Annotated in this window: 22 protein-coding genes; 5 read left to right on the top strand and 17 right to left on the bottom strand. The window is 67.3% G+C overall.

Annotated features, from left to right (window positions below; translation table 11 throughout):
• The first annotated feature begins 79 nt into the window (after positions 1 to 79).
• Together AC0IZS_RS27990 and AC0IZS_RS27995 are read left to right on the top strand one after the other, a co-directional pair.
• A complete protein-coding gene (locus AC0IZS_RS27990; RefSeq protein WP_471638672.1) occupies positions 80 to 982 on the top strand; it encodes a LysR family transcriptional regulator in 903 nt (300 codons plus the stop codon).
• A 212-nt stretch (positions 983 to 1,194) separates the two neighbouring features.
• The gene (locus AC0IZS_RS27995; RefSeq protein ID WP_471638673.1) at positions 1,195 to 3,762 is read left to right on the top strand and encodes an ATP-binding protein; all 2,568 of its coding nucleotides are present in this window, start codon (positions 1,195 to 1,197) and stop codon (positions 3,760 to 3,762) included.
• Positions 3,763 to 3,800: 38 nt separating this feature from the next.
• Here AC0IZS_RS27995 and AC0IZS_RS28000 read toward each other — a convergent pair whose 3' ends face one another.
• Complete coding sequence (locus tag AC0IZS_RS28000) at positions 3,801 to 4,271, bottom strand: DUF2798 domain-containing protein (RefSeq protein ID WP_471638674.1); 471 nt, start codon at positions 4,269 to 4,271, stop codon at positions 3,801 to 3,803.
• Between the two features lie 243 nt (positions 4,272 to 4,514).
• Between AC0IZS_RS28000 and AC0IZS_RS28005 the strand changes: the two genes are divergently transcribed.
• Positions 4,515 to 5,420: a LysR substrate-binding domain-containing protein gene (locus tag AC0IZS_RS28005; protein WP_471638675.1), complete on the top strand. Its 906-nt coding sequence runs from the start codon at positions 4,515 to 4,517 to the stop codon at positions 5,418 to 5,420.
• A 27-nt stretch (positions 5,421 to 5,447) separates the two neighbouring features.
• Here the strand turns inward: AC0IZS_RS28005 and AC0IZS_RS28010 are convergent, their stop codons facing one another.
• The 14 genes from AC0IZS_RS28010 to AC0IZS_RS28075 form a co-directional block, all read right to left on the bottom strand.
• Complete coding sequence (locus AC0IZS_RS28010; RefSeq protein WP_471638676.1) at positions 5,448 to 6,269, bottom strand: sulfite exporter TauE/SafE family protein; 822 nt, start codon at positions 6,267 to 6,269, stop codon at positions 5,448 to 5,450.
• A gap of 19 nt (positions 6,270 to 6,288) precedes the next feature.
• Positions 6,289 to 6,852 (bottom strand): YceI family protein, encoded by a 564-nt coding sequence (locus tag AC0IZS_RS28015; protein WP_471638677.1) that lies wholly within the window; start codon positions 6,850 to 6,852, stop codon positions 6,289 to 6,291.
• Positions 6,853 to 7,035: 183 nt separating this feature from the next.
• On the bottom strand, positions 7,036 to 7,599 hold the full coding sequence (locus AC0IZS_RS28020) for a YceI family protein (protein WP_471638679.1): 564 nt from the start codon (positions 7,597 to 7,599) through the stop codon (positions 7,036 to 7,038).
• Complete coding sequence (locus tag AC0IZS_RS28025) at positions 7,596 to 8,147, bottom strand: cytochrome b (protein ID WP_471638680.1); 552 nt, start codon at positions 8,145 to 8,147, stop codon at positions 7,596 to 7,598. Before AC0IZS_RS28025 ends, AC0IZS_RS28020 begins: the two co-directional genes overlap by 4 nt.
• 136 nt (positions 8,148 to 8,283) lie before the next feature.
• Positions 8,284 to 9,444, bottom strand: coding sequence for an esterase-like activity of phytase family protein (locus AC0IZS_RS28030; protein ID WP_471638681.1), 1,161 nt, complete (start codon positions 9,442 to 9,444; stop codon positions 8,284 to 8,286).
• Positions 9,445 to 9,566: 122 nt separating this feature from the next.
• Complete coding sequence (locus AC0IZS_RS28035; RefSeq protein WP_471638682.1) at positions 9,567 to 10,166, bottom strand: putative glycolipid-binding domain-containing protein; 600 nt, start codon at positions 10,164 to 10,166, stop codon at positions 9,567 to 9,569.
• Positions 10,167 to 10,181: 15 nt separating this feature from the next.
• Positions 10,182 to 10,724 carry a GNAT family N-acetyltransferase gene (locus AC0IZS_RS28040; protein WP_471638683.1) on the bottom strand — a complete coding sequence of 181 codons (543 nt, stop codon included), beginning with the start codon at positions 10,722 to 10,724 and terminating at the stop codon, positions 10,182 to 10,184.
• A complete protein-coding gene (locus AC0IZS_RS28045) occupies positions 10,721 to 11,182 on the bottom strand; it encodes a GNAT family N-acetyltransferase (protein ID WP_471639585.1) in 462 nt (153 codons plus the stop codon). Before AC0IZS_RS28045 ends, AC0IZS_RS28040 begins: the two co-directional genes overlap by 4 nt.
• A 20-nt stretch (positions 11,183 to 11,202) precedes the next feature.
• Entirely contained in the window at positions 11,203 to 11,655 is a 453-nt protein-coding gene (locus AC0IZS_RS28050) for a hypothetical protein (RefSeq protein ID WP_471638684.1), read from the bottom strand.
• A gap of 90 nt (positions 11,656 to 11,745) precedes the next feature.
• Positions 11,746 to 13,182, bottom strand: a complete 1,437-nt coding sequence (locus tag AC0IZS_RS28055; protein WP_471638685.1) for an ankyrin repeat domain-containing protein — start codon at positions 13,180 to 13,182, stop codon at positions 11,746 to 11,748.
• Between the two features lie 35 nt (positions 13,183 to 13,217).
• Entirely contained in the window at positions 13,218 to 15,446 is a 2,229-nt protein-coding gene (locus tag AC0IZS_RS28060) for an ATP-binding protein (protein ID WP_471638686.1), read from the bottom strand.
• Positions 15,431 to 16,693 (bottom strand): hypothetical protein, encoded by a 1,263-nt coding sequence (locus AC0IZS_RS28065; RefSeq protein ID WP_471638687.1) that lies wholly within the window; start codon positions 16,691 to 16,693, stop codon positions 15,431 to 15,433. The genes AC0IZS_RS28060 and AC0IZS_RS28065 overlap by 16 nt, the downstream gene beginning before the upstream one ends.
• A gap of 173 nt (positions 16,694 to 16,866) precedes the next feature.
• Positions 16,867 to 17,328 carry a hypothetical protein gene (locus AC0IZS_RS28070; protein WP_471638688.1) on the bottom strand — a complete coding sequence of 154 codons (462 nt, stop codon included), beginning with the start codon at positions 17,326 to 17,328 and terminating at the stop codon, positions 16,867 to 16,869.
• Between the two features lie 15 nt (positions 17,329 to 17,343).
• A complete protein-coding gene (locus AC0IZS_RS28075) occupies positions 17,344 to 18,186 on the bottom strand; it encodes a hypothetical protein (protein WP_471638689.1) in 843 nt (280 codons plus the stop codon).
• 385 nt (positions 18,187 to 18,571) lie between these two features.
• Between AC0IZS_RS28075 and AC0IZS_RS28080 the strand changes: the two genes are divergently transcribed.
• Positions 18,572 to 19,594: a PhnD/SsuA/transferrin family substrate-binding protein gene (locus AC0IZS_RS28080; RefSeq protein ID WP_471638690.1), complete on the top strand. Its 1,023-nt coding sequence runs from the start codon at positions 18,572 to 18,574 to the stop codon at positions 19,592 to 19,594.
• A 32-nt stretch (positions 19,595 to 19,626) separates the two neighbouring features.
• Here AC0IZS_RS28080 and AC0IZS_RS28085 read toward each other — a convergent pair whose 3' ends face one another.
• Complete coding sequence (locus tag AC0IZS_RS28085; RefSeq protein ID WP_471638691.1) at positions 19,627 to 21,195, bottom strand: EAL domain-containing protein; 1,569 nt, start codon at positions 21,193 to 21,195, stop codon at positions 19,627 to 19,629.
• Between the two features lie 115 nt (positions 21,196 to 21,310).
• Between AC0IZS_RS28085 and AC0IZS_RS28090 the strand changes: the two genes are divergently transcribed.
• Positions 21,311 to 23,008 carry a hypothetical protein gene (locus tag AC0IZS_RS28090; RefSeq protein WP_471638692.1) on the top strand — a complete coding sequence of 566 codons (1,698 nt, stop codon included), beginning with the start codon at positions 21,311 to 21,313 and terminating at the stop codon, positions 23,006 to 23,008.
• Positions 23,009 to 23,051: 43 nt separating this feature from the next.
• Here the strand turns inward: AC0IZS_RS28090 and AC0IZS_RS28095 are convergent, their stop codons facing one another.
• A complete protein-coding gene (locus AC0IZS_RS28095) occupies positions 23,052 to 23,615 on the bottom strand; it encodes a YcxB family protein (protein ID WP_471638693.1) in 564 nt (187 codons plus the stop codon).
• Positions 23,616 to 23,623 lie beyond the last annotated feature (8 nt).

The raw sequence follows: 23,623 nt of genomic DNA on the forward strand, positions 1-23,623 counted from the left end.
GAATGTAGGCAGCTGCTGTTATTCTGTGAAATAGATTGTTGGTATCAATCCATCCGTTTTTCAGATCAATCCACCAGCGATGAGCAGCCACCACCTCTCCACCCGCCAGCTCGACGCCTTCCTGGCCTTGGCCGAGCAGCGCAACTTCACGCGCGCTGCAGCCCAGTGCCACCTGTCGCAGCCGGCGTTCAGCGCCCTCATCCGCGCGCTGGAAGACGACCTGGGCCTGCGCCTGTTCGACCGCAGCACGCGGCATGTGGACCTCACGGGCGAGGGCCAGAACTTTCTGGAATCGGCCCGGCGCATCCGCGCCGAGATCACCACCGCGCTGGCCGCCATGCGCGATGCGGCCACCCTGCAGCGCGGGCGCGTGGCCGTGGCGCTGCTGCCCTCGCTGGCAGCCGGCTGGCTGCCGGGCGTGCTGGCGGCCTACCGCAGCAGCTACCCGGGTATCGAGATCGACATCGCCGACGTGCTGTCAGAGCCCTGCATCGAGCGCGTGGCCAGCGGCAAGGCCGACTTTGCGCTGGCTGCCATACGCGCCGACACGCCCGAACTGCAGGCCGAGCCCTTTTGCAGCGACGACTTTCACCTGGTGTGCCCCGCCGACCACCCCTTGGCCCAGCGGCGCAAGCCCATCGCCCCGGCGGACCTGGCCGCACACCCTTTCATCCACCTGGCGCGCAACAGCAGCGTGCGCCAGTACCTGGAAGCCGCCTTCCACCCGCAAGGCATGCACACCTTGATGGAGGTGGAGCAACTGGCCACGGTGATGGGCATGGTGCGCGCGGGCCTGGGCATCAGCGTGGTGCCGGCGCTCACGCTGTTCCACTTCGACCAGCCTGGGCTGGTCACACGCCCGCTGGTCCTGCACGGCCTGTTGCGCCAGATCTACCTGGTGCGCCGGCGCGACCGCAGCCTGTCGGTGGCGGCGCAGGCGCTGTACACACTGGTCATGGCGCAGCGGCCCGGCCAGGGGTAGGCCACCATCGGCCTGTCATTGCCAGGTCGTGCAGGTTTTTGGTGAGGGCATAGGCGAATGCCTACAAAATCTCTGGACAGGTGTCTTTATCATCGTGCGAAAAATGCGGTGCCGCACCGCCGTCCCCGGGCACGACCCGATTTCAGAACCAGGCACCCATGTCCTCCGGCATACCCACTACCCCAGCTTCCCTCCTGTGCGCCGGCGGCGAAATGGCCGGATTGATCGCGCGCTTCGATTGGGCCTCGACCGAACTGGGCCCCCTCGAACACTGGCCCGCCCACCTCACGCTGGCGCTGGCCAACATGCTGCGCTGCCCCATGCCGATTGCCACCTTGTGGGGCGAATCGGGGGTACTGATCTACAACGACCCCTACTCCAGGTTCTCGGGCGCACGCCACCCGGGCCTCTTGGGCATGAAGATCCGCGAGGCCTGGCCCGAGGCGGCCGACCTCAACGACCGGGTGCTCAAGGTCTGCCTGGCCGGCGGAACGCTCACGTATGAAGACCAGGAACTGAGCCTGAACCGCGACGGCGTACACAAGCCGCTGTGGGTGGACCTGAACTACTCCCCCCTGGTGGACGACGCAGGCACCCCGGTGGGCGCCATGGCCCTGGTGGTGGAAACCACCGACAAGGTGCTGGCCGACCGGCGCCTGCTGATGGAGCGCGAGCGCTTTGCCACCCTGTTCGAGCAGTCGCCCAGCTTCATGGTGCTGCTGCAGGGGCCCACGCACCGCATCGAGCTGGCCAACCCCAGGTACCTGGAGCTGGTAGGCGACCGCGCCCTGCTGGGCCGCACCGTGGCAGACGCTCTGCCGGAGGCGTCCGAGCAGGGCTACGTGGCCATGCTCGATGGCGTGTACGCGAGCGGCAAGGCCGCAACGGCCTTTGGTGCGCGTTTCGACATCCAGCAGCACGCGGGCGAGCCGGTGAGCGAGCGCTACCTGGATTTCGTATACCAGCCGATCCGCGACACGTCCGGCGCGGTGACCGGCATCTTCGTGGATGGCCTGGACGTGACCGAACGCGTGGCGGCAGAGGCTAAGCGCGACGCCTTGATCGAGTTCACCAGCCAGTTGCGCGGGCTGGACAACGTGGACGACATCAGCCTGGCGGCGGCCCGCATCCTGGGCCAGACCCTCAAGGTGAGCCGCGCGGGCTATGGCCGCGTGGACCACGATACCGACATCCTGCAGGTGCAGTGCGACTGGACGGCCCCGGGGGTGCTGACCCTGCAGGGAGAGCTCTGCCTGCGGGACTTCGGCACCTTCATCGATTCGCTCAAGAACGACGAGTTCGTCAGGGTGACCGATGCGCGCCATGACCCCCGCACCGCGGTGGCCGCCGATGCGCTGGAGTCGCGCAGTGCGCGTGCTTTCATGAACATCCCCGTGGTGGAGCACGGGCGCCTGGTGGCCGTGCTCTTCGTGAACCAGGACGACGTGCGCCAGTGGACCCAGGAAGAATGCGAGTTCATGCGCGAGATTGCGGGGCGCACCCGCACTGCCACCGAACGCGTGCGCTCCGAAAGCGAGCTGCGCGGCAACGAAGCCCAACTGCGCGAGATGAACGAGTCGCTGGAGCGCAAGGTGACCGAGCGCACGAACGAACTGATGGAGGTGGAAGCGAAATTTCGCCAGTCGCAGAAGATGGAGGCCATCGGCCAGCTCACCGGGGGCATTGCGCACGACTTCAACAACCTGCTGGCGGGCATGAGCGCCAGCCTGCAGGTGCTGGAAAAGCGCCTCGCCGCCAGGAACTTCGACAACACCGAGCGCTACATCGGCATGGCGCAAAGCGCGGTGCGGCGCGCGGCTTCGCTCACCCAGCGCCTGCTGGCCTTCTCACGCCGCCAGACGCTGGACCCGCGCCCCACCGACGTGAACCGCCTGGTGGGGGGCATCGAGGAGATGGTGCGCCGCACGGTGGGCCCCTCGGTCGAGGTGGAAGTGGTGGGCGCGGGCGGCCTGTGGCTCACGCAGGTGGACCCCTCGCAGCTCGAAAATGCCGTGCTCAACCTGTGCATCAACGCGCGCGATGCCATGGCCCCCAACGGCGGTCGCCTGACCATCGAGACCGCCAACAAATGGCTGGACGACCGTGCTGCGGCCGAGCGCGAGCTGCCGCCCGGCCAGTACATCTCGCTGTGCGTGACCGATACCGGCGTGGGCATGGCGCCCGAGGTGATCGCGCGTGCGTTCGACCCCTTCTTCACCACCAAGCCCATGGGCCAGGGCACGGGGCTGGGGCTGTCGATGGTGTACGGCTTTGTGCGCCAGTCGGGTGGGCAGGTGCGCATCTACTCGGTGCCCGGTGAAGGCACCACCATGTGCCTGTACCTGCCGCGCTACATGGGCGATGCCGACCAGGAGAATCCGCACATCCAGCCCACCTTCGACCACCGGGCCGATGGCGAGGTGGTGCTGGTGATCGAGGACGAGGCCACCATCCGCGGCCTGATCGCCGAGGAGCTCGAAGACCTGGGCTACAACGTGATCTCGGTGGGCGACGGCCCTTCCGGCCTGCATGTGCTGCAATCCGAGCGCCGCATCGACCTGTTGCTGACCGATGTGGGCCTGCCCGGCGGCCTGAACGGCCGCCAGGTGGCCGACGCAGGCCGCGTGACGCGCCCCGACCTGAAGGTGCTGTTCATCACCGGCTACGCCGAGAACGCGGCGGTGGGCAATGGACTGCTGGCGTTTGGCATGGAGGTGATCACCAAGCCCTTCGACGTGGCGGCGTTGGCCGCCAAGGTGCAGGAGATGATCGAAAGGTAAGAAAGCCCTGGGGTCAACTCATGCCCCCATTCCAGCGTTTAGCCAGCAGGCTGCAATCGCGGCTTGACGATGAAGGTCATGGTGAGGCTGATTGCGATGCCCAGGGGAAGCGACCTCAGGAATGCCTGCCCCCACAGGGCCATGAAGTCATCCGCGAAACCCAGGTTGCGCGCGGTGACCGCGAAGGAAACGACGGTCTCCATCAGGCACCCGCTGACCAATGACAGCACCACGCCTGCAGCGACGGTGCCCATCTTCTGCAGACGCGCTGCTGCCAGCCGCTCGATCAGAAACACCAGAGCCAGTGCCATCGGCACCACCACCAGAGTCAGTGGAAACGCGTTCATCCATTGGGTGACCCATTGGGGCCCGATGCCCACATTGATGGCAGAGATGGCGCCACTCAGAACCAGGGCGACGAGTGGAAGGATCGCAATGCCTGCCCAGCGCGGCAGACGCTTTGCCGGGGCGGGCGTTGGTGGTTGGGTGGAACCCGTTTCTTCGCTCATTGCTGCTCACTGGTGTCCATGGCGTAGGCCGATGGTAGGAGGACAGAGCCCCCGTGTGAAATACCCAATGGGTTCCGCCATGGGTAGCTTGCGCGTATGGCGCCGTCGCAACGCCCCTTGTGCCCCCGATGAAAGGTGCCGAGCCTTTGTCGCTTTCCGTTGACTGGATCCAGCCATCGTGGAGAATGGATTGGATATCCAAAGACTTCCGTTTTTTCTCTCCGTCCATACGCAGGAAATATCATGGAACTTCGCCATCTGCGCTACTTCGTGGCGGTCGCCGAGGAACTCAATTTCACGCGCGCGGCCGAAAGGCTCTACATGGCGCAACCCCCGCTGAGCACCCAGATCCGCAAGCTGGAGGAAGAGCTCGGGGTGCAGTTGCTGGAGCGGGACAAGCGGCGCGTGTATCTCACCCAGGCGGGGCGGCATTTTCTGGACGAGGCGCGCGACATCCTGGCGTCGGTGCAGTCGGCCAAGGAAGGGGTGCGCAGCGCTGCAGCGGGTGAGGTGGGAAAGCTCTCCGTGGGCTTTACCGCGTCCTCGATGCTGACCATGGCGTTGCCCCGCGCCATCAGGGAATACCAGGCAGCCTACCCCTCGGTGGAGCTGAAAATGGTGGAGATGCCGTCGATGCACCAGCTGGATGCGATCTACCACCGCTCACTGGACATCGGCGTGCTGCGCCGGCCGAACGTCGACATGCCCGCCGGTGTCACCATCGAAGAATGGTATGTGGCCCCCCTGGTCGCGGCCATCCCGCAGCGGCATGTGCTCACCCGGGGCAAGGGCATCCATATCCGTGAACTCAAGGATGTGCCACTGATCGTGTACCCGCGCGACGCCGGTATCGGGCTGTACTGGAAAGTGCTGGAGCTGTGCGCCAAGTCGGGGTTCCGGCCGACCGCCATGCAGGAGGCGCGGGACGCATCCACGATGATAGGCCTGGTCGCGTCGGGCTTTGGCGTGGCCATCGTGCCGCACGACACGCAGTGTGTCGAGCTCGAGGGCGTGCTGTACAGCCGCATTCTCGACAAGGATGCCGTGTCCGCCCTGTACCTGGGCTACCGGGATGCAGACGCCAACCCGCATCTGGAGCGCTTTTTGCGGATGCTGCGCTCGACGGCAGGGCTTCGCACGGCCCGGTAAGGCGGCCAGCCAGCGCTGGACGAAGGCTCAGAGAGCCGTGACCAGCATCTTCACGGAGGTCAATGCCAGGAACACGGCAAACACCACGCGCAGAACGCGTTCATCCACCCTGCGCGTCCAGCGGGCGCCGAGGGGAATGGCCAGCGCGCTGGCCACGAACACGATGGCGGCCGCCGGCAGGTGGACATAGCCCCAGCTGCCCGGCAGAACCCGCGCATCGCCCCATCCCGTCGCCATGAAACCGATGGCGCCCGGAAGCCCGATGAGCGCCCCAAGGGCCGATGCCGTGCCGATGGCCAGGGGCATGGGCGTGCGCAGCGCATACAGCAGGGGCACCGAAAGCGTTGCGCCGCCAATGCCCACCAGGGTGGATACCGAACCAATGCCTACGCCCAGCAAGCCTGTGGCGAGAGGCCCTGGCAGGCCGCGCGGGAACCCCAGGCCCCCTCTTCGCAGCATGTTGACCGACACAAAGGCCGCCATGCCGGCGAACACTAGGCTCAAGGCCACACTGTTGATCCGACCCGCCAGCAGGCCTGCCGCCACGGCCCCCGCGAGCACGGGCAGCGCCAAGCGCCGGGCAATGCCCCAGTCCAGGTTGCCGCGCAGCCCATGCTGGCGCATGCCGATCAGCGACATCGGGATGACGGCCGCCAGGGCGGTACCGACCACCAGGTGTATGCGCACCTCGGACGGCACGCCCAGTGCAGAGAAGGAGTGGTATAGCACGGGCACCACGATCAGACCGCCGCCGGCACCGATCAGGCCGCCCAGAAAGCCCGCGAGCAGGCCCGCAGCGAGCAGCGCAACGGCATGGCCCCACAGGGCCTGCGAGCCCATGGCATCCATCAGCATCGCCGCCGCTGGGTCATTGCTTGATCGCCTCGACCTGGATCACCAGGCGCACAGTATCGGGGTAGCCGCGCTGGATGCCCCAGTCGATGCCCCACTGGCTGCGCTCGATGGTGGCCTCGAAGTCGCCGCCGCAGACCTCGCGCTTGAGCATGGCGTTGGGCAGGCAATGAAAGCGCAGGGCCTTGACCCGCACCGGATGGCTCTTGCCCACCAGGGTCAGCGTGCCGCGGACCTCGGACAGCTTGTTGTCGCCATCGAACACGAAGTTGTCCGCCGTGAACCGCGCTGAGGGAAACTGCTCCACGTTGAAAAAGTCCTTGCTTTGCAGATGCTTGTTGAAGGCGGCAAGACCGGTGTTGATCGATGAGGTATCGAGGGTCAGGTCCACCCTGCCCGTCTTCGCCTGCGCGTCGAATTCCACCGTGCCCTCCTTCTTGTCGAAGCGCCCCCGGTTGGTGGAGACCAGGTGGTCGATTTCGAAGGTGACGTAGGTGTGCGCGGGGTCGATGCTGTAGGTAGCGGCCTGCGCCGCAGCAAAGGACGACAAGGCGAGGGCCAGACCGATAAAGTGTTTCATCTGCAGTTTTCCGATGGTTGAACCAGTTCTGTCCCGTCAATAGATGCCAAAAATAGAACCGATGGATTTCGCGCCAGGGCAAGGCGCAAACTGCAGCGATAGCCGTAGCTATTGCGAGGATTTGCAACGCGGCCCTGGCGTGAAAGACGGGGTTTTTTTGGCATTTATTTGCGGGACAGGACACTAAAAAGGAGCCAGGTCGGCCAGGGCCAGCTTGAAGCGCACCTGCACCTCGTTGGCGACCAGCGAGGTATCGGACCAGTCGCCTTCGCCGATCTTGAAATCCAGGCGCTTCAAGGTCACGGTGCCCGACGCAAGCGCCAGGTTGCCGTTGCGGGCCAGGGTGACGGGCACCAGGATGTCCCGCGTGGCGCCCTTGATCGTGAGCTTGCCCGCGAAGGCGTACTTGCCCGTCTCGATCGCCTTGATCAGCGTGGACTCCAGGGTGGCCTGGGGAAACTTCGGGGCGTTGAACCATTCGGGCTTGCCCACCTCCGCATCAGTCTCCGGCGCTCCGAAGCGCGCGCTGGCGGTGTCGATGTGCAGCGTGACCCTGGCCGCTTCGGGCTTTTGGGGGTCGAACGCAAACTGCCCGCCAAACCGCGTGAAGCGGCCATCCACCGGCACCCCGAACTGGCGGATGGAAAATGTGATTTCGCTGTGCGCCGGCTGCAGCTTCTGCGCCCATCCTGGCCCACTGGCCAGAAGTGCGGCGAGAAACAGGACGCATGCCGTTGTCCACTTCATGGGAATCCCCGGCGCTGGGCTGAACCCGGGACCATGCGCCACAGCATGCCGTCCCGGTCCACGAAGTGGTGCTTGAACGCCGCGGCCACGTGCAATGCCACCAGCGCGCCCAGCGCCAGCGCCGCATTGGCATGCCAGGCCTGGAGGGCCTGCGCCAGCGATTTGTCGGGCACCACCAGATCAGGCAGCGGGAGCACGCCGAAGGCGACCACAGGGAAGCCGGCGGCCGAGCTGTAGGCCCAGCCCAGCAGCGGGACGCCGAAGAACAGGACGTAGAGGCCCGCGTGCGTGGCGTGTGCAGCCGCCTGCTGCCAGCGGGCCATGGGCGGCCCGGCGGGCGGGGGACTCAGGAGCCGCCACAGCAGCCGCAGGCCCGAGAGCGCCAGCACGCTGACCCCCACCCATTTGTGCCAGTTGTACAGCCTGAGCCGGGTGGGGGACATGCCCATCTCGGTCATGGCCACGCCCATGGCGATCGCGGCAAGGATCAGCAAGGCCGCCAGCGAGTGCATGGCCATTGCCGCAAGTGAATACCGGGTAGACGCCATGAAGAGTTTCCTTTCACGGCGATCTTAGGTTTGCGGATCGATATCTGGAAATACAGATTTGGTATGTTTTTTGATACCACCAACGTATTACGGATGGCGAGCGCCCTTGCCCGCCATTCCCTGTCCGCGCACGCGCTCAGTCCGGCAACACTTCAAAGACGATGAACTGGTTGGCCTGCATATCGGCCGTGAAGTTGTTGTCCGCCGCCAGCACGAGGGTGCGGTGGCCATTGGGCAGGGTCTTGCCCCAGGTGATGGCCTCGATGTTGTCGAGCTTGACGCCCTGGTAGGTGATGGGCATCTCCAGCAGCAGCTTGCGCGACATCGGGGTGTACGCCGCTGCGCCCGCAAGGCTGGCCATGCTGCCCACATTGGTCGTGGCATCGGTGATCTCGGTCAGCACCAGGCGGATGGTGTTGCCGATGCCCGACGCAAAGGCGCGTTCGATCGCGATGAACTTCTTGTTGCCGATGGCCAGCATGTCCGACAGGCCGTTGTCCGGGCCGAACGGCGCGCCGGCCGGCGCATCCACCGGGATCTTGGGCAACTGGTACGCATACTGCGCCTTGGCCGCGCCCGTGGCCGGGTCCAGGGCCGTCACGCGCACCACGCTGCCGGCCTGTACGGTGGTCAGCGGGCCGTCCTGGATCAGCGCATCCTCATTGGCAACGAACACCGTGCCGTCGGGCGCCACGGTCAGCGCCTCGAAGAGCTTGTTGCTGCGCGCGCCCGTGCTGGTGTTGTCCACGTAGTTGTAGATGGCGGGCATCTTGAACTCGCGCACGAACTTGCCGGCCGTCGTCATCTCGCGCACGAAGGGCTGGAACAGCGTGGCGGCCGTCGTGCCCCAGTTGCCCTCGGACGACCAGTACAGGTTGCCATTGGGTGCCAGGCGGATCGCCTCGGGGTCCACCGTGCGCGCGTTGGCCGGGAAGTTGGAGCCATCCTCGCGCTGCATGGTCGTCTGGCGGTTGACCTTGACTGTGACGGCGCCGGTGGCGGCGTAGTCGATGGAGAGGTTGTAAAAGCGCGGCGTACCACGCTCGCCACCGCGGTCGTCCGAGATGGCCCAGTAGCTGCCATCGGTGGCCTGGTCCAGCCCCGAGATGCCGCCGAACTCCACGCCCTCGAACAGCGTGCCGGTGGGGATGGAGGCGGTGCCGATCAGCTTGAGGGATGCGACGCGGGATTCGCCGTTGTCGTCGTCGCTGCCGCCGCAGGCGGCCAGGGCCGTGGTCAGTGCGGCCAGGGCGAAGACGGCGGCCGGACGGCGCCAGGTGGTGTGTGCGAAGCCCATGGGGAGTGTCTTTCTGCGGGGATGGAGAAAGCACGGGAGCTTGGGGGGTGAATGCGTCAGGTGCATGACACCTCGGGTGGCTGTTGTTGCCACGAAACGAGCCACGCCCCATCAGATTTCGCTCAGACGACCCGCGCAAAAAGTTTCGGGTAGTCCACCACGGCGCCGTCTCCGCATACTTCCAGCACCCCGCTGTACCCCACCGTAGGCGCGTCGTACTGGTAGCGCACGGCATCCAGCCGCCGGTAAACCTGGGGCAATTCCTGCAGCAGCAGATCAGGGAAGGACAGCCAGGCCGCAGGCGCCTGCGCCTCCTGCCCCACCTGCAAGGCCATACGGCGGATCGCGATCATGTTGGTGGCGGGGCTGAAATTGAGGTCCATGTCCGGGCATGCATGCGCGGAAACACCGGTGTCCGCATCGGGCTCACCGCCCTGCCCCACCCACCAGCGGCCATCGGAGCAGGGGCGAAAGCGCAAGTCCACTACGCGTTCACCGCAATGGCCGAACACATGGGCATCCTGGGTCACCCAACGGGCGTCGACACGGACTGCATAGCCCAGGTCGCATGCCAGCCCCTCATCGTGGAACACGGCCGTGCCGCGCAGGTCCCAGCCGCCATCGGCGCGCTGGTCGACGCGGCAGACATCGCTGCCGGGGCTATAGAGGCGGCGCCAGAAGATGGTGTGGTGCGCTGTCGGGGCGATGAGGGTCTGTGGCATGCGGCGGGCCTTTGCTCAAACGCGGCCATCTTCTCCCAGCAGCAAGGCCATCTGCAAGCCATCGTGGTAGACACCCTCGATGCACACGGCCTCCGGCTCGGTGCCCCAGGCCACAAAGCCCAGGGCTTCATACAAGGCCCGGGCGGCCGGATTGGGCAGGTACATGGTGAGGTGGATGCGGCGCGCGCCTGCCTGGCGTGCGTGCCCGATGGCCTGCTCCACCACGGCGCGCCCCAGGCCCTGGCGGCGATAGGACGGTGCCACGAAGGTGCCCCACAGGATGAATTTGTGGTGCGAAGACGAGAACGGCCCGCTGGGCGTGGCGGCAGCCGTGGCCGCCAGCTCGTCCTGGACGAAGGCGCCGAACACCGCATTCGATGGAGCACGCAACTGTTCGCGAAAGCCTTGCAGCGGTCGGGCCAGCTCTTCCTGCAGCCCCAGGCCCAAGGGTACGGGATTGTCTGCAGCGACCAGGCGGCGCAGTGCGCTGAAGGCCTCGGCATCTTCGGCCGTGAGCCGGCGCACGGTGGTTCCGTCCGCCAGCGGCGTCACCATCATGCAGCCCCCTGCACCTGTTTGCGCATGAACACGCTGTGCACGTCCGGCGCATAGTCGCCAAACGGCCCGCACTCCACATAGCCCATGCGGGCGTACAGGCCCAGCGCCTCGGGCTGCAAGGGGCCGGTCTCCAGTGCAAAGCGGGTGCAGCCGCGCGCGATGGCCTCGGCTTCGACAAAGGCCAGCAGCGCCCGCGCCAGGCCCTGGCCGCGGGCCTCGGGGCGCACGTACATGCGCTTGACCTCGCTGAAATCGACCCCCAGCACCATCGCGCCGCAGCCCAGGGCCACGCCGTCGGCGCTGCGCGCCACGGCAAACAGCACGTTGGGCTGCGAAAGCGCGTTCAGGTCGATGCCATGGTGGCTCTCGGGCGGGTACAGCGGTTTCTGGAAGGCGTCCAGGTCGTCGATGAGCTGCACCACGTCGGGTTGGCGGGGGGATTCGAGCTGGATACGCATGGCAGGCTGGTTTTTCGAGCTCACTTGGCGAGGTCCTTGAGCAGTTGGCCCTTGGCCTCCTGCCCCGTCTTCTTCTCGCCCAGCTGGTACTGGCCAAACACCACGCCATGCACCAATGGCTCCTTGCCCTTGGCGTCGAAGACGGCCAGGAACACCTGGTCGCCGAACTGGTCCACCTTCACGGCCAGTCGCTCTGCGCCCTTGGCGTAGCCATGCACATTGCCCTCGAAGGCCTCGCCCACCTTGGTGTAGCCCGCACCTGCCATGGCGGCGGCCACGCGCTGGAACATGTCTGCGCGCGAGACGCCGCTGTACACCGCATACAGGCCATGGTCGTTGGTGGTGCCCTCCACCTTCACGAGCTGGTCCTTCACCACGGGAATGCCGCGCCACTCAGTAGGCACGGCGGGTGAGCAGGCGGACAGCGCAGCAGCGAGCCCGAGGGTGGCAATGATCGACCGAGGCCATGACATAGGTGTTTTCCTCCCTTTTGAGAACCAGTTCTTGTGTGTTCAAACGGATGGCATCGTAAAGGGTTCGGACACCGCCATGGGCGGGCGGCATCAACCCACGGTCCTGAGGTACTTGGCGCACAGCTGCCCGATGGCCTCGCACAGGACCTCGGTGGCAGGCGGCGTGCCGGGGGGCACCATGGGCAGCTCGATGGCTTCGCGCAGCACCCAGTCGTCGTCCTCCACCTGCGAGAAGCGGACGCGCATGTGGGCCCAGTCGAACACGCGGGCCTCCATTTCCACCGCGCCGCTGCGGCTGAGGTAGGACTTGGTGCGCGACCAGCGCAGGCTGCGGAAGTGCTCGTCGTACTCCAGGTACAGCACATCGGGCGGCACGCGGGGGTCGTCCCCCGAGGCCAGGCGCGCTATCACGTCCTTGAGGCAGGTGCGCAGCCATTGGGGGTACTGGTTGGCATCCCAGTCGGTGGGACCGTCGATCAGGCCGGGTGCGCGCGCCCACGAGGCGCGCTGCACCTCGCCTTCGGGCGCCTTGGGCTTGGGTGGCTTCTTGGGCAACACGCTGGTGGGGAGGGCCGCCACGCGGGCTTCGTATTCAGTGCCCTTGAACAGGCGCACCTCGGCCGCTGCCAGCTTACCCTGTGCGGCCAGGGCCTCGGCCAGCACGGCGGCCACGTCGAGGTTGCCGGCGCTGACGGCCAAGCGCAGCGGGGTGCGCCCGCGGGCGTTGGCGGCGGCGGGGTCCAGGCCCCAGTCGAGCAACTGGCGCGTGGTGGCCACGGGGTCGCCCATGCGGTGCCAGGTGGTCGAAAAGCCCGCGCGGCTGTTGGCCAGGCCGTCCACATCGCCCGCGGTGTACATCAAGGCGTTGGAGCCGTCCGGGTTGGTGGCCCGCACATTGGCACCGCGCTGCTGCAGGAACTGCAGCAGCGGCACGCTGCCCATATAGGCCGCCATGAGCACCGGCGTGTACATGCTGCGGTGGTCCATCGCCTCGATGTCGGCACCGGCCTTGAGTAGCAGGTCGATGGCCTGGTACACGGCATCGGCGTGTCCCTCGGGGGCATCTTCGCGAAACGGCGTGTCGAAGATCTCGCCACGCATCTCGCGCAGGCCCAGGGCGATGCAGATGGCGGGGTCCTTGGTCTGGCGTGGATCACCGCCTGCCGCCAGCACCAGGCCCAACCGCTCCACCGCGCGCTCCTGGAAATGGGAGGTGAGCTGCCCGCAGCACACGGCCAGGGGTGTGGAATTGCGGTTCTTGCGCTTGTTGGGGTTGGCTCCGTGCTCCAGCATCAGGCGCAGCAACTCGAACTGCGCGTTGACGCGCCGGGCCGCGCTTGCATCGCTGGGACCGTCGTAATAGGCCCAGTAGGCTTGGCAGGCCCACTGCACCGCCGAGGCGTCGTGGTACAGGCTGATGCGGTCCGGATGCACGCCGGAGCGGACCAGGCGCTCCATTTCAGCAATGCAGGCATCGATGCCGAGGTCGTTGTCCAGTGCGACTGGGGAAGAAGAAGAGGTGGCCATGGAGGGGGAAAATCAGAAGAAAAGAGGCAACAGGGTCAGGCCTTGGCCATCACCGCCAGCTCCTGGTGCAGCAGCAACTCCACCTCGCTGGGCTCGAACTGCGCAGACATGAGCGGTATGGCAAAGCTGTAGCTGGCGCCCTCGCGGCGCAGCACCCAGGCCAGTTGCAGGCGCGCGAGCGACTGGCGCAGGGCCTGGGCGTCGGCCTGCACGCCATGGCCCTGCAGCAGGCCCGCCAGGGCCACGAGGCTGGTTTCGCCCTGCTGGGCCACGTGGTAGACCACCACGCGGTCGAGCCGGCAGGCATCGTCGTCGGGCGAGAGGCGGCCCCAGCCGGCCAGGGCATCCTGCACGGGCTGGGAGGCCAGGGCCTGGTCCAGGTGGCGCTTTTCGATCACGCGCTCGCCGGGCTGCAGGGCCTCCAGGCATTCCTGGCACAGGATGGCGACCAGGTTGGCGCGCAGGCCGCTGGCATCCACCAGGCGCTCCACCAGGGCATCGCCGCCAAAGCCCAGGCGCAGGCGGCGCAGCGGTTCGGTGGCCAGGGCCTTGCAGGCGGGGCGCTCCAGCCCGCCGATGGCCAGCACCTCGCCAAAATTGCGCAGCGGGCTCTGGTAATCGAGCACGGCCGTGGCATACAGGTCCCAGAAGCCGGCCAGCATGAACCAGCAACGCCCTTCTTCGCTGAGCGAGCGCAGGGTCGACAGCTGGTGGTAGCCGTGGTTCGACTCGTCGCGAAAGAACAGGTCGGCCTCGTCGATCAGCAGGTACAGGCGCTTGCCGGTGTACTGGGCCTGCAGGTGGTCCACGATGGCTTCGAGTGGCGTGTCCGCCGGCAGGCCGAACTGCAGCGCCATGCGCGGCGCCAGCCGGTGGTCGCGCAGCGAGACGTAGTGGCAGACGATCTGCGGGTGGCCCTGCAGCCGGCGCTGCACGGCCTTGAGCAGGCTGCTCTTGCCCAACTGGCGCCCGCCCACCACCAGGTAGTTGGCCGGCTCGCGGTTGACCACGCGGGCCAGCAACTGCTCGCGCCCGAAGAAGGAGCCCTCGCGCGTCACGCCGCCGCGGGTCTGGTAGGGCGAGATGCGCGTCACGCGCAGCTGGGCGGCCAGCAGGCGCAGCAGCACCTGCAGGGGCTGGGCCGAGAGCAGCCATTCGGTCTGGCTGGCGCTGTCCACCATCACATGCAGGTTGGCGCCGTCGTCGGTGTGCGCGCGCAACAGCGGCCAGGGGGTCTCGGTGCCGTGATCGCACAGGATGAGCAGCACGTCGGTGCCGGTCTGCGCGGCGCGCAGCTGGCGCAGCACGGTGGCTTCGTCGAGCCCCGGGGTGGGGACGTAGAGCAGGCAACGGTCCAGCGAGACCGGCAGGTCGGGCGGAAACTGCCACTCGAACACCGCGCCGGGCAGCGCCCAGTCTCGGGCCGGCTGGCTGCGGGCGGACACGCGCTCGGCCAGCACCGTGGACTGGTCCGCGGGGTCGTCGTGCGCGAACTGCACGGCGCTCTGCCAGTCCCGGGTGCGGACCTCGGCGGCCTCGAGCGTGGCGCGCAGCCGGCCCACGGTGCGCAGCAGCTGGTCGATGCGCGGCAGGCGCGAGACAGGGGTGCGCAGCAACTTCTCGGGGCGCAGCTGCGCCGGGCCGATCAGCGGGTGGCGCAGCACCCACACTACGGCGCCCACGGTGAAGATCAAGGCACACCACTTGATGAGGCTGCGCAGCCAGCCGAAGGGGTCGGCCGCCTCCACCGCGGCGATGCGGCTCTGGCGCACCGCCTCGGGGTCCATGTCGTCGCCCTTGCCATCCTGGCTCTCGGGGCCGGCGGCGCAGCTGATGGGCAGTGCCCCGGCAGGCATGGGCGGCTTGCCGGGGCGGCAGGTCCAGTGGTACATGTCGGGCGTCATGTGCAGCAGCACCTGGGTGCCGGCCAGGTGGCCGAGCGCAGGGTCGTTGATCACGTCGGCCTGCAGGCGCAGCGGCCCGGGCGAGGTGACGCGCAGCTTGGGGAAGGGTATCTGCGGCGCGTACTTCTGGATGTCCGGCGGCCAGTGGCCCAGCTCCTGGCTGGCCTGCACCAGGGCCACGCGCCATTGCACCAGCTCGCCCCACACGGGGCCGATGCTTTCTGCCGTGCGCACCGATCCGCGCGTGGCAGGGTTCAGGTGCGGGGTGAGCAGCGCGCTGCCGATGAACAGCGTGACTGTGGCGATCATCAGCGCGCGCACCACCGGCCAGGTCAGCCAGGACCTCAGCTGTTCGAGCATGCGGCCTCCAGCACCATCAGGCCTGCATGGCGCACCGTGTCACAGCGCCAGTGCAGGCGCGCCGCATCGCCGGTGCCGCGCACGTGGATGAGGTTGCCCCAGAACAGGCGGCGCAGGTCGTCGTCCTGCAGGTAGGGGCGTGCGCGGCCCAGGTCGTCGGCCTGCAGCAGGCTGCGCAGGCGCTCGCGCGGGGCGCCCTCCTGCGCCAGCGGCAAAAACGTCTGCCACAGGCGCGGGCTGCCGGCCAACTGCATGCGCAGCGCGGCAGAGGCCGCCTGGGTTTCATTGACGCCCTGCTCCACCAGCCATTGCAGCCCTTCCTCGAACAGCGCGGGGTGACCGCCGCTGGCGTCGAGCAGGTGGGTGAGCACGGGCGCGGGCCAGTCGTGGCCAGGCCAGCGCTGGCGCGCCAGGATGGACAGATCGGCCAGCGTGGGCTCGGGCCAGTGGTTGACCTGGGCAATGTTGAGCAGCGACATGTCGCCACTGCGGTACTTGAGGTCGGCCAGCGCCTCGCCGCCGCACAGCAGCAGGTGCAGGCGGCCGCTGTGCATCTCGCTCAGGCTGCGCAGGATGCCGGCCAGGGTTTCGCGCAGTGCGGGCGTGCCCTGCTCGAAGCGGCTGACCAGGCAGAACAGGCGCTCGCCGGCCAAAAGGCGCCGCTCCAGCGCGGATTCGAATTCATAGTCCGACTGCAGCTCGCCCAGCCCGCACTGGCGGCCAATGGCGGCGAAGTACTCGGTGGGCGCGGTGCTCACGCTGTAGGGGGGCTGGATGTGCAGCACCGATGCGGCGCCGTACTGCTGGCGCGCACGCTGCAGCAGCTCCAGCCGGAATGGCGGCTGCCCCCAGTGGGCGGGCGACAGCAGCATGGAGATGGGGTAAGGCATGGCCTGGGCGAGCTGGCCGAACAACCGGGCCTGGAAGGCGCCGAAGGGCTGATCGCCTTCTGCCCCCTTGACGCTGTCCACAGCCGTGGCGGGTGCCTCCACCTCGGCCTGCAGCGGAAACTCGGGCGCGAAGCCGGCGGCGCTCAGCAGGCGATTGGTCTCGGCCTCGGTCAGGCGCAGGTAGCGGGTGCAGGCCACCACCTTCTCGCGCGAACGGGCGTTGGGCGCCGACATGCCGTTGCGCCAGTTGTTCACCGCCTCGCGGCTCAGGCCGATCTCGGTGGCCACCCCCGAGGCGCTGGCACGGATGCGGCGCATGTAAAGGGACAGAAGCTCCGGGAACGAATCGTGGGCCATGGATGGTGGGCGGCAAGCCGTTTGGGGAATGGGATGGCAGCAAAAAGAGGCCGGCGCCTCTGGCACGGATTGTCTCCTGAGCCAGGGCTGCCGGCCGCCAAAAAGCCGGCGCATCGAACAGCGACCGAGCCCGGCAGTAGGCCGGCAGGCCATGGCCGCCGCTCGATGCGGGCTCACACCAGCCTTTGCACCATGGGCCAGGCCTTGTGGCAGGCCAGCCCACAGGCGGCCAGCACCGGGCTGTACAGCACGGCCACGCCCACGATGGTCATCAGCCAGCCAGGCTCCTCGTCTTCGCCGTCCTCCCCGGCCTGGCTTTTCTCTCCCTCCCTCCCGGCCTTTGCGGCCTTGTCCTTGTCCGATTCGGCGTCGCCCGTGACCTCCTGCACCAGTACCCCGGCCACCGCCAGCAGCGCCACGGCCAGCACGACCAGGTAGGCGTACTGCAGCCCGGTGCCCTCCAGCGGATAGAAGTAGCCCGCCAGCAGCACGCCCGGCAGCACGAAGAACAGGCGCATCAGCCAGCGGTACCAGTCATAGCCCTCGCCCTTTTCCAGCGCGCCCAGCACCAGCCGGTAGGCCAATGCCCCCAGCACAAAGATCACCCCACCCCACCATTCGATCTGCGTCAGCATGTGTGTTCTCCCTGGTCAAGAGCCAATGGCCGCAGCTTCACCGTCGGTACCGTCATCGCCGTCATCGCCGCCATCGCCTTTCAGCTCGCTGTGCGTGCGCGTCGCGTAGTACAGCGGCAGCGCAATGGCCAGCAGCAGGCCCAGCCCGAGCCACAGCCACAGGCCCTTGAACAGCAGCACGGTGACCACGGTGAAGACCGCTGCGTGCAGCAGGCCCTTGAGCGCCGAGCCCAGCACCACCACGCCGATCACGCCGTCCATGGTGTTCTTGACGCCGTTCTTGCCCATGGCCTTGGCGATCTCGACAAAGGCCTCGGCGGCCTCCTGCGCCTCCTTGCGCTTTTTGGCCTCGTCCTTGAGCAGGCGGGCGACGGAGAGGGGCTTGGCCGGGTCGTGCGCGTCGGCTGCAGCGCGTTCGCCGGGCTCGTCGCCATCGTCCGGTTCGTGTGCGGGCTCGACGATGGCCTGCAGGTGCGGGTACAGCGCCAGGAAATACGAGCGCGGCACCCACTGGCCCTTGTCGAAGTACATGCGCTGGGTTTCGCCCACCTGGTCGTAGAACACGTCGAGCACGGCAGCCTGCAGGCCGTGGCCGAACAGTGCGACCAGGGGTGACAGGGGCAGCGGGTCGCTGGTGCCGGTGTCGAAGTTCAGCTGCAGGTAGCCGGGTGTGGCCGTCACCTGCTGGTTGAACCACTCGGGGTTCCACAGCTGTGCGAGCTCCGTCCCCAGCTTTGTGGCCCAGCGCTCGGCCTGTTCGGTGTTGCCCTCGGCCACGTACTGGTAGACCAGTTGGGTGTACTTGAGCCGGATCGGGTCCTCGAAGAACAAGTGCAGGGTATGGGCGTTTTGGGACATGGTGGAATCGGTGTGGCGACCGCGATGGCTGTGAAGTGGTTGGATTGTTGCCGTGCCGCGTGTGCTGCGCCCTCTCCACCTTGTCCATGGCCGCCGCTTCGGCGCTTGACGGCGCGTCAACCGGGCCGTGGCGGATGGGCCCTTGGGCATGCGCGCCACACCCCCGCCTCGCGAGTCGCCAAGGTTACAAACACCCCGCTCGCCTCGTGCATACTGGCCACCCCTTTCAGGACCTGTGCCGCACCAGCGTGCAGCCGCAGGCCGCCCGCAGGGCACCCATTCCCAACGCACAGCCCCTCCAGCGCCCGGCCTTCCCGGCCGGCCCGCGCTGCAGGGCGGCCTTGCGTTGCCGCTTACCAGAACGAACCGAGGGAGATACCACACCATGTTTGCCACCAAGCCACTGGATATGCGCCTGTGCGCGACGCTGCTGTCAGGCGCCACCTTGCTGCTGGGCCCCGCGGCCGCACAGACCCCGGCCACCCCGCCGACCAAGACCACCGCCACGCGGCAGGCCGCAGCACCCGCGGCCCCGCTGTTCAGTGGTACGCGCGAAAAGCTGGTCGTGGCCATGCCCAAGACCTACGCCAAGAGCGAGACCATGCTCATCTGGGGGGACTACTTCAACCACCTGGCACGCTGCGGCAACATGGACCTGCAGAACCTGCAGGGCGAGTCGCTGGAGCGCAGCGTGAACATCGACACGCTGGGCGAGAAGGAGCTGATCGACGGCATCGTCGCCGGCAAGGTGCAGCTCGCCCAGGTCAACCCCGGCCTGGTGCCGCAGCTGGTGGCGGCAGGCCAGCCCACCCCCTTTGGCGTGCCGGGCAACAAGGCCAGCGGGCAGCGCAACTCGTACAAGCTGATCCTGATCTCGCGGGTGGACAGCCCGTTCACCAAGCCGCAGGACCTGGTGGGCAAGAAGATCGCGCACACCACGCCCACCTCCAACTCGGGCAACCTGGCGCCGCGCGCCCTGTTTCCTGCGCTGGGACTGGTGCCTGACCAGAACTACGAGGTGGTCTTCTCCAACGGCCACGAGCGCTCGGTGACCGGCGTGATGCACGGCTTCTACCCGGCCGCCGCCGTGGCCAGCGACCTGTACCAGCGCATGGTGGTCAAGGGCGACGTGAAGGGGTCGAGCATTCGCACCCTGTGGGAAAGCCCGCCCTTCATGACCGAGACCTGGACCCTGGGCAAGGACGTCTCGCCCGAGGTGCAGGCGCGCGTGACCAAGTGCTCCTACAGCTACAGCTTCTCGCCCAAGCTGCGCCAACTGCTGCCGGGCAACGATACCTTCCTGCCCATCAACTTCGAGCGCGATTTTGCGACGGTGATGGAGGTCTACAACAAGACCCAGAAGGCGCAGGCGGGCAAGGCAGCCGCCGCCCAGCCGGCAAAGCCCTGAGCACCGGTGCCTGGGCGCCAGGCCCCGACTGGTCAGCCTGGCGCGGTACCGGCTCCCTGCGCCAACTGGCGAATATCCATCGGCCTGGCGAACAACCAGCCTTGGGCAAACTCCACCCCATGCTCACGCAGGTAGGCTGCCTGCTCCTGCGTCTCGACGCCTTCGGCGATCATCCTGAGCTGGAGTGACTTGGCCATTTCGATGATGTGCCCGATGACGTTGCGGGTCACGGCCTGCGTGCCGATGGTGCTGACGAAGCACTTGTCGATCTTCAGACAGTCGAGCTCGAACTCCGTCAGGTACGACAGGCTGGAGTAGCCGGTGCCGAAGTCGTCGATGGACACGACATGCCCCTGATCGCGCAGCGCGGCCACGGTCCTGCGGGCCTGGCCCAGGTCCAGAAACACGCGCTCGGTGGCCTCGATGTGCAGGCTGCGCGGGTGCACCTGCATCTGCGCGCAGGCCCCGCGCAGGCGCTCGGGCAGCGCCGGGTTGCTGAAGTCCTGCGCTGACAGGTTGATGGCGATGTGAAAATCCGGGCGCTGGCGCAGCAGCTCGGCTGCATCCTGCACCAGCAACTGAACAACACGTTCGGTCACGCGCTCGATCAGGTGGCTGCGCTCTGCCTCGGGGATGAACACGTCGGGGCTGACCATCACGCCGTTCGCATTGCGCCAGCGCAGCAACGCCTCGGCGCCGACCCAGCGGCCGGACACCAGATCCACGATGGGCTGGTAGACCAGGAACAGTTCATTGTTCTTGAGCGCGTCGCGCAGCGCTGTGGACAGCGTGCGCTGCAGCCGCACGAGTTGCGCCACCACCAGCGCGAGCACCAGCCCGGCGCCAATGCCCACGGGCAGCAACACCAGCATGGCACGCCCCCAGTCGTGGTCGATTTCGCTGCGCGGAATGGCCACGTAGGCCGCCAGGTCGTAGCGATCCGAACGCTTCAAGGCAATGATGCGGGTGCCGTCGAAGAAGCTGGTCTCGTAGGCGCTGCCGATGTTTGCCAGCCAGGCGGGCTCGAAGGCCCCGTGGTGGAACAGCGCGGACTGGCTGCGCATGCCGACAGCCCCATAGGTCAATCGGCTGTCGGAAGAAGCCACGTCCAGCACGGAGCCTTCATGGACGAGCGCGGAGAACCCGGTCTTGGGATCGGTCAACATCACCATGCGTGAGCCCGCAAGCAGCGGGTGCTCCAGTTGCGTACGGACATCCATCCCCCCGCCGCCCCGGTAGGTGGGCTGACCGACGCGGTAGGCATTGCGGCCGAACGAGGAGCACACCATCTCACCGTTCTCGACATAGCCCACATCGATCAGCAGATTGGACTTGACCACCAGCTTGCGCATGAGGTCCAGGTTGGTGTCGGAGCACGGTTGCGCGCTTTTGGCGGCATTCAGCTCCTGGAATGCTGCCGCCATCTGGTCGGCGACCTTGTGGGCACGCTGCAGAATGTCACTGGCGAGCCGGTTCGCACGGTCTCTTTGCTGCTCGAAGCTGCGGTGCTCGGCCAGCAGCACGGCCGCGCCGATGGGCAGCAGAACCGCCAGCAGGCCGACACCGTACAAAACAGCCAGTCTGATTTGGATGCGCCGCATCGTAGCTCCCCTGGTTTTTTCTGTGCGGCCCCACCGCGCACGTCCCTGCCCTGCGGATACTATGGCACGCCGCCTCCCTCCCGGCAATCGGGGGCGCACCACGAAAGGCCCTTTCTTGATAGCCCTTGCCGCGACTGTCGCCCGGTTCCTGCTGCGCCACCTGCTGTCGTTCGTGCTGATCTGCGCAGTGCTGCTGCTGGGCCGATGGGCTTGGGCCGAGTGGCAGTCCCACCGGTCATCACAGGCCGAGATCGCCCAGCTGGCGGGGGCAGACCAGCGCATCGCGCGCGATGTAGGCGCCCTTGCCACCGCCAGCCAGGAGCGCGTGGCCAGGCTATCGTCGGCATCGCTGAGCGCCCTGGGCGAGCGCATTGACGCGGTGGACCTGGAGACCCGGCGCAAGCAGCTTGAGCGCCAGAAGGCCAGCGAGCTCGGCCCCCTGCTCAAAGGCCAGCCCATCCTGGAACACCAGCTGGCCGGCATGCGGCTGGATGCCGAGATCTACCTGCTCGACGCGGAGCGCAAGTACCTGCAGGAACTGCGGCTGCGCTTGCAGGCCACCCAGTCGGCGCAGTCGCGCCGGGCTGAGCTGGAGCGGCTGCGCCTCATCCACCAGGGTGTGTACACGCAGTGGCAGGCCGCAAAAAGGGAGCGGGAGGCGCTGGAGCAGAGCCATCCCGTGGCATGCCGGCTGGGCATCGGATCGGCCGAGTACCGCCAGTGCGGGCAATTGAGGGCGCTGCAGGACCAGTTGCTGGCAGACAACCGCCGCGCCGATGGCGACTACCAGCGCCAGCTGGCACTGGTGCAGGAGATACCGCCGCTACCAGCCCTGCAGGCGTTCGCGCCGGACCCCAGCGAGATCGACACCTTGCTTGCACCACTGCGCGAACGGCAGGCGGCGCTGCAGGAGCTGCGTGCCGGCAACTGGTTTGGCAGGCTGTCGGCCCCGCTGCTGGAGATCATGCCAACGGCGCTGCTGATACTGCTGGGTGCCATGCTCACGCCGCTGGCCATCAAGGTGCTGTTCTACTTCGTGCTCGCGCCGCTGGCCGCGCGGCGCCCTCCCGTGCGCTTGCTGCCGGACAGCCTGGGCGAGCTGGCGCTGGAATCAGGCCACGCAGCGGTGTCGCGCGAGGTGGTGGTGGACGCCGGCCACGAGCTGCTGGTACACCCCGACTTTCTGCAGAGCGCATCCACCGCAGGCCACAGCGACACCTGCTGGCTGCTGAACCCACACTACCCGCTGACCAGCATGGCGTCGGGCATGGTGGCGCTGACCCGCATCCGCGCCAGCGAACCTGCGACCTATGTGGTGTCGGCCACGCAGGACGCCCACAGTGAAATCGGCGTGCTGCTGCTGCCCGCAGGTGCGGCCCTGGTGATGCAACCGCACAACCTGGTGGGCGTGCTGCAGCAGCGCGGCATGCCGGTGCGCATCACCTCGCACTGGCGGCTTGGCAGCCTGCACGCCTGGCTCACGCTGCAACTGCGCTACCTGGCGTTCCACGGCCCCGCGCAGTTGATCGTGCAGGGCTGCCGGGGCGTGCGCGTGGAACCGGCCGATGCGGGCCGCGCCATCAGCCAGGCGGCGACCATCGGCTTCAATGCCAACCTGGGCTATTCCACGCGGCGTTGTGAGACCTTCATCGCCTACCTGCGCGGCAAGCAGGCCCTTCTGCACGACTCCTTCCAAGGCGGTCAGGGGTTTTACGTCTACGAGGAGATGCCCCACCCCGGCAAGCACCAAAGCGGCCCGGCCCGGTGGATGGAGGGGCTGGCGGATTCGGTGCTCAAAGTGTTCGGAGTCTGAACCGACAGCTTGCAGGCGGGCTGGCCCAGGGGATGACGGGTCGTCAGTCTCGCTGCAGCGGCACGCGCTGCTCGATGAGCGCATAGGTTTCGGGCGTGAGGATGGACTTGGGCACGGTCAGGCACACGGCGTTGTCCACGAACAGGAACACGAGGGTATCGCTCTCCTGCCGGCGCTTGAAGCCGGCCCACTGCCAAAGGCTGTGGGCAGCATCCGATCGCTGCTCGATGCAGTCGGCCCGTATGTCGAGGGACTGGGGCGCAAGGCAATAGCCGTCGTCCTCGAACATGGCATTCTGGAGCGAACGGGTGCCGCTGCCGACCAGCGCCCAGAAGGCCAATGCACCGATCACGATGCCCACAGCCCCCACCGCCAGGTGGCTGCCCATGTCAGGCAACGACTCCAGCCAGCGGAACAGGAACACCAGCGGCACCACGGAGGCACCCCACAGCACCAAGGGCAACCACCATCGTCCCGACCCGGCTGCTGTTTTGTCACTGCTCTGATCACTGCTGCCAGCACCGCGGCGCAGTTGGGCCTTGGCATTGGCCAGGATGCGTTTTTGCAGATCGACATAGTCGCTGCGCGTGAGGGAAAAGGATTGCATGGGTGCGG

It is taken from the genome of Acidovorax sp. AC410, from assembly GCF_979253235.1.

Excerpts from the sequence above, each read along its gene's own strand:
- AC0IZS_RS27990 (WP_471638672.1), top strand. The coding sequence starts at position 80 with ATGAGCAGCCACCACCTCTCCACCCGCCAGCTCGACGCCTTCCTGGCC.
- AC0IZS_RS27995 (WP_471638673.1), top strand. The coding sequence starts at position 1,195 with ATGGCCGGATTGATCGCGCGCTTCGATTGGGCCTCGACCGAACTGGGC.
- AC0IZS_RS28000 (WP_471638674.1), bottom strand. The coding sequence starts at position 4,271 with ATGAGCGAAGAAACGGGTTCCACCCAACCACCAACGCCCGCCCCGGCA.
- AC0IZS_RS28005 (WP_471638675.1), top strand. The coding sequence starts at position 4,515 with ATGGAACTTCGCCATCTGCGCTACTTCGTGGCGGTCGCCGAGGAACTC.
- AC0IZS_RS28010 (WP_471638676.1), bottom strand. The coding sequence starts at position 6,269 with ATGGATGCCATGGGCTCGCAGGCCCTGTGGGGCCATGCCGTTGCGCTG.
- AC0IZS_RS28015 (WP_471638677.1), bottom strand. The coding sequence starts at position 6,852 with ATGAAACACTTTATCGGTCTGGCCCTCGCCTTGTCGTCCTTTGCTGCG.
- AC0IZS_RS28020 (WP_471638679.1), bottom strand. The coding sequence starts at position 7,599 with ATGAAGTGGACAACGGCATGCGTCCTGTTTCTCGCCGCACTTCTGGCC.
- AC0IZS_RS28025 (WP_471638680.1), bottom strand. The coding sequence starts at position 8,147 with ATGGCGTCTACCCGGTATTCACTTGCGGCAATGGCCATGCACTCGCTG.
- AC0IZS_RS28030 (WP_471638681.1), bottom strand. The coding sequence starts at position 9,444 with ATGGGCTTCGCACACACCACCTGGCGCCGTCCGGCCGCCGTCTTCGCC.
- AC0IZS_RS28035 (WP_471638682.1), bottom strand. The coding sequence starts at position 10,166 with ATGCCACAGACCCTCATCGCCCCGACAGCGCACCACACCATCTTCTGG.
- AC0IZS_RS28040 (WP_471638683.1), bottom strand. The coding sequence starts at position 10,724 with ATGATGGTGACGCCGCTGGCGGACGGAACCACCGTGCGCCGGCTCACG.
- AC0IZS_RS28045 (WP_471639585.1), bottom strand. The coding sequence starts at position 11,182 with ATGCGTATCCAGCTCGAATCCCCCCGCCAACCCGACGTGGTGCAGCTC.
- AC0IZS_RS28050 (WP_471638684.1), bottom strand. The coding sequence starts at position 11,655 with ATGTCATGGCCTCGGTCGATCATTGCCACCCTCGGGCTCGCTGCTGCG.
- AC0IZS_RS28055 (WP_471638685.1), bottom strand. The coding sequence starts at position 13,182 with ATGGCCACCTCTTCTTCTTCCCCAGTCGCACTGGACAACGACCTCGGC.
- AC0IZS_RS28060 (WP_471638686.1), bottom strand. The coding sequence starts at position 15,446 with ATGCTCGAACAGCTGAGGTCCTGGCTGACCTGGCCGGTGGTGCGCGCG.
- AC0IZS_RS28065 (WP_471638687.1), bottom strand. The coding sequence starts at position 16,693 with ATGGCCCACGATTCGTTCCCGGAGCTTCTGTCCCTTTACATGCGCCGC.
- AC0IZS_RS28070 (WP_471638688.1), bottom strand. The coding sequence starts at position 17,328 with ATGCTGACGCAGATCGAATGGTGGGGTGGGGTGATCTTTGTGCTGGGG.
- AC0IZS_RS28075 (WP_471638689.1), bottom strand. The coding sequence starts at position 18,186 with ATGTCCCAAAACGCCCATACCCTGCACTTGTTCTTCGAGGACCCGATC.
- AC0IZS_RS28080 (WP_471638690.1), top strand. The coding sequence starts at position 18,572 with ATGTTTGCCACCAAGCCACTGGATATGCGCCTGTGCGCGACGCTGCTG.
- AC0IZS_RS28085 (WP_471638691.1), bottom strand. The coding sequence starts at position 21,195 with ATGCGGCGCATCCAAATCAGACTGGCTGTTTTGTACGGTGTCGGCCTG.
- AC0IZS_RS28095 (WP_471638693.1), bottom strand. The coding sequence starts at position 23,615 with ATGCAATCCTTTTCCCTCACGCGCAGCGACTATGTCGATCTGCAAAAA.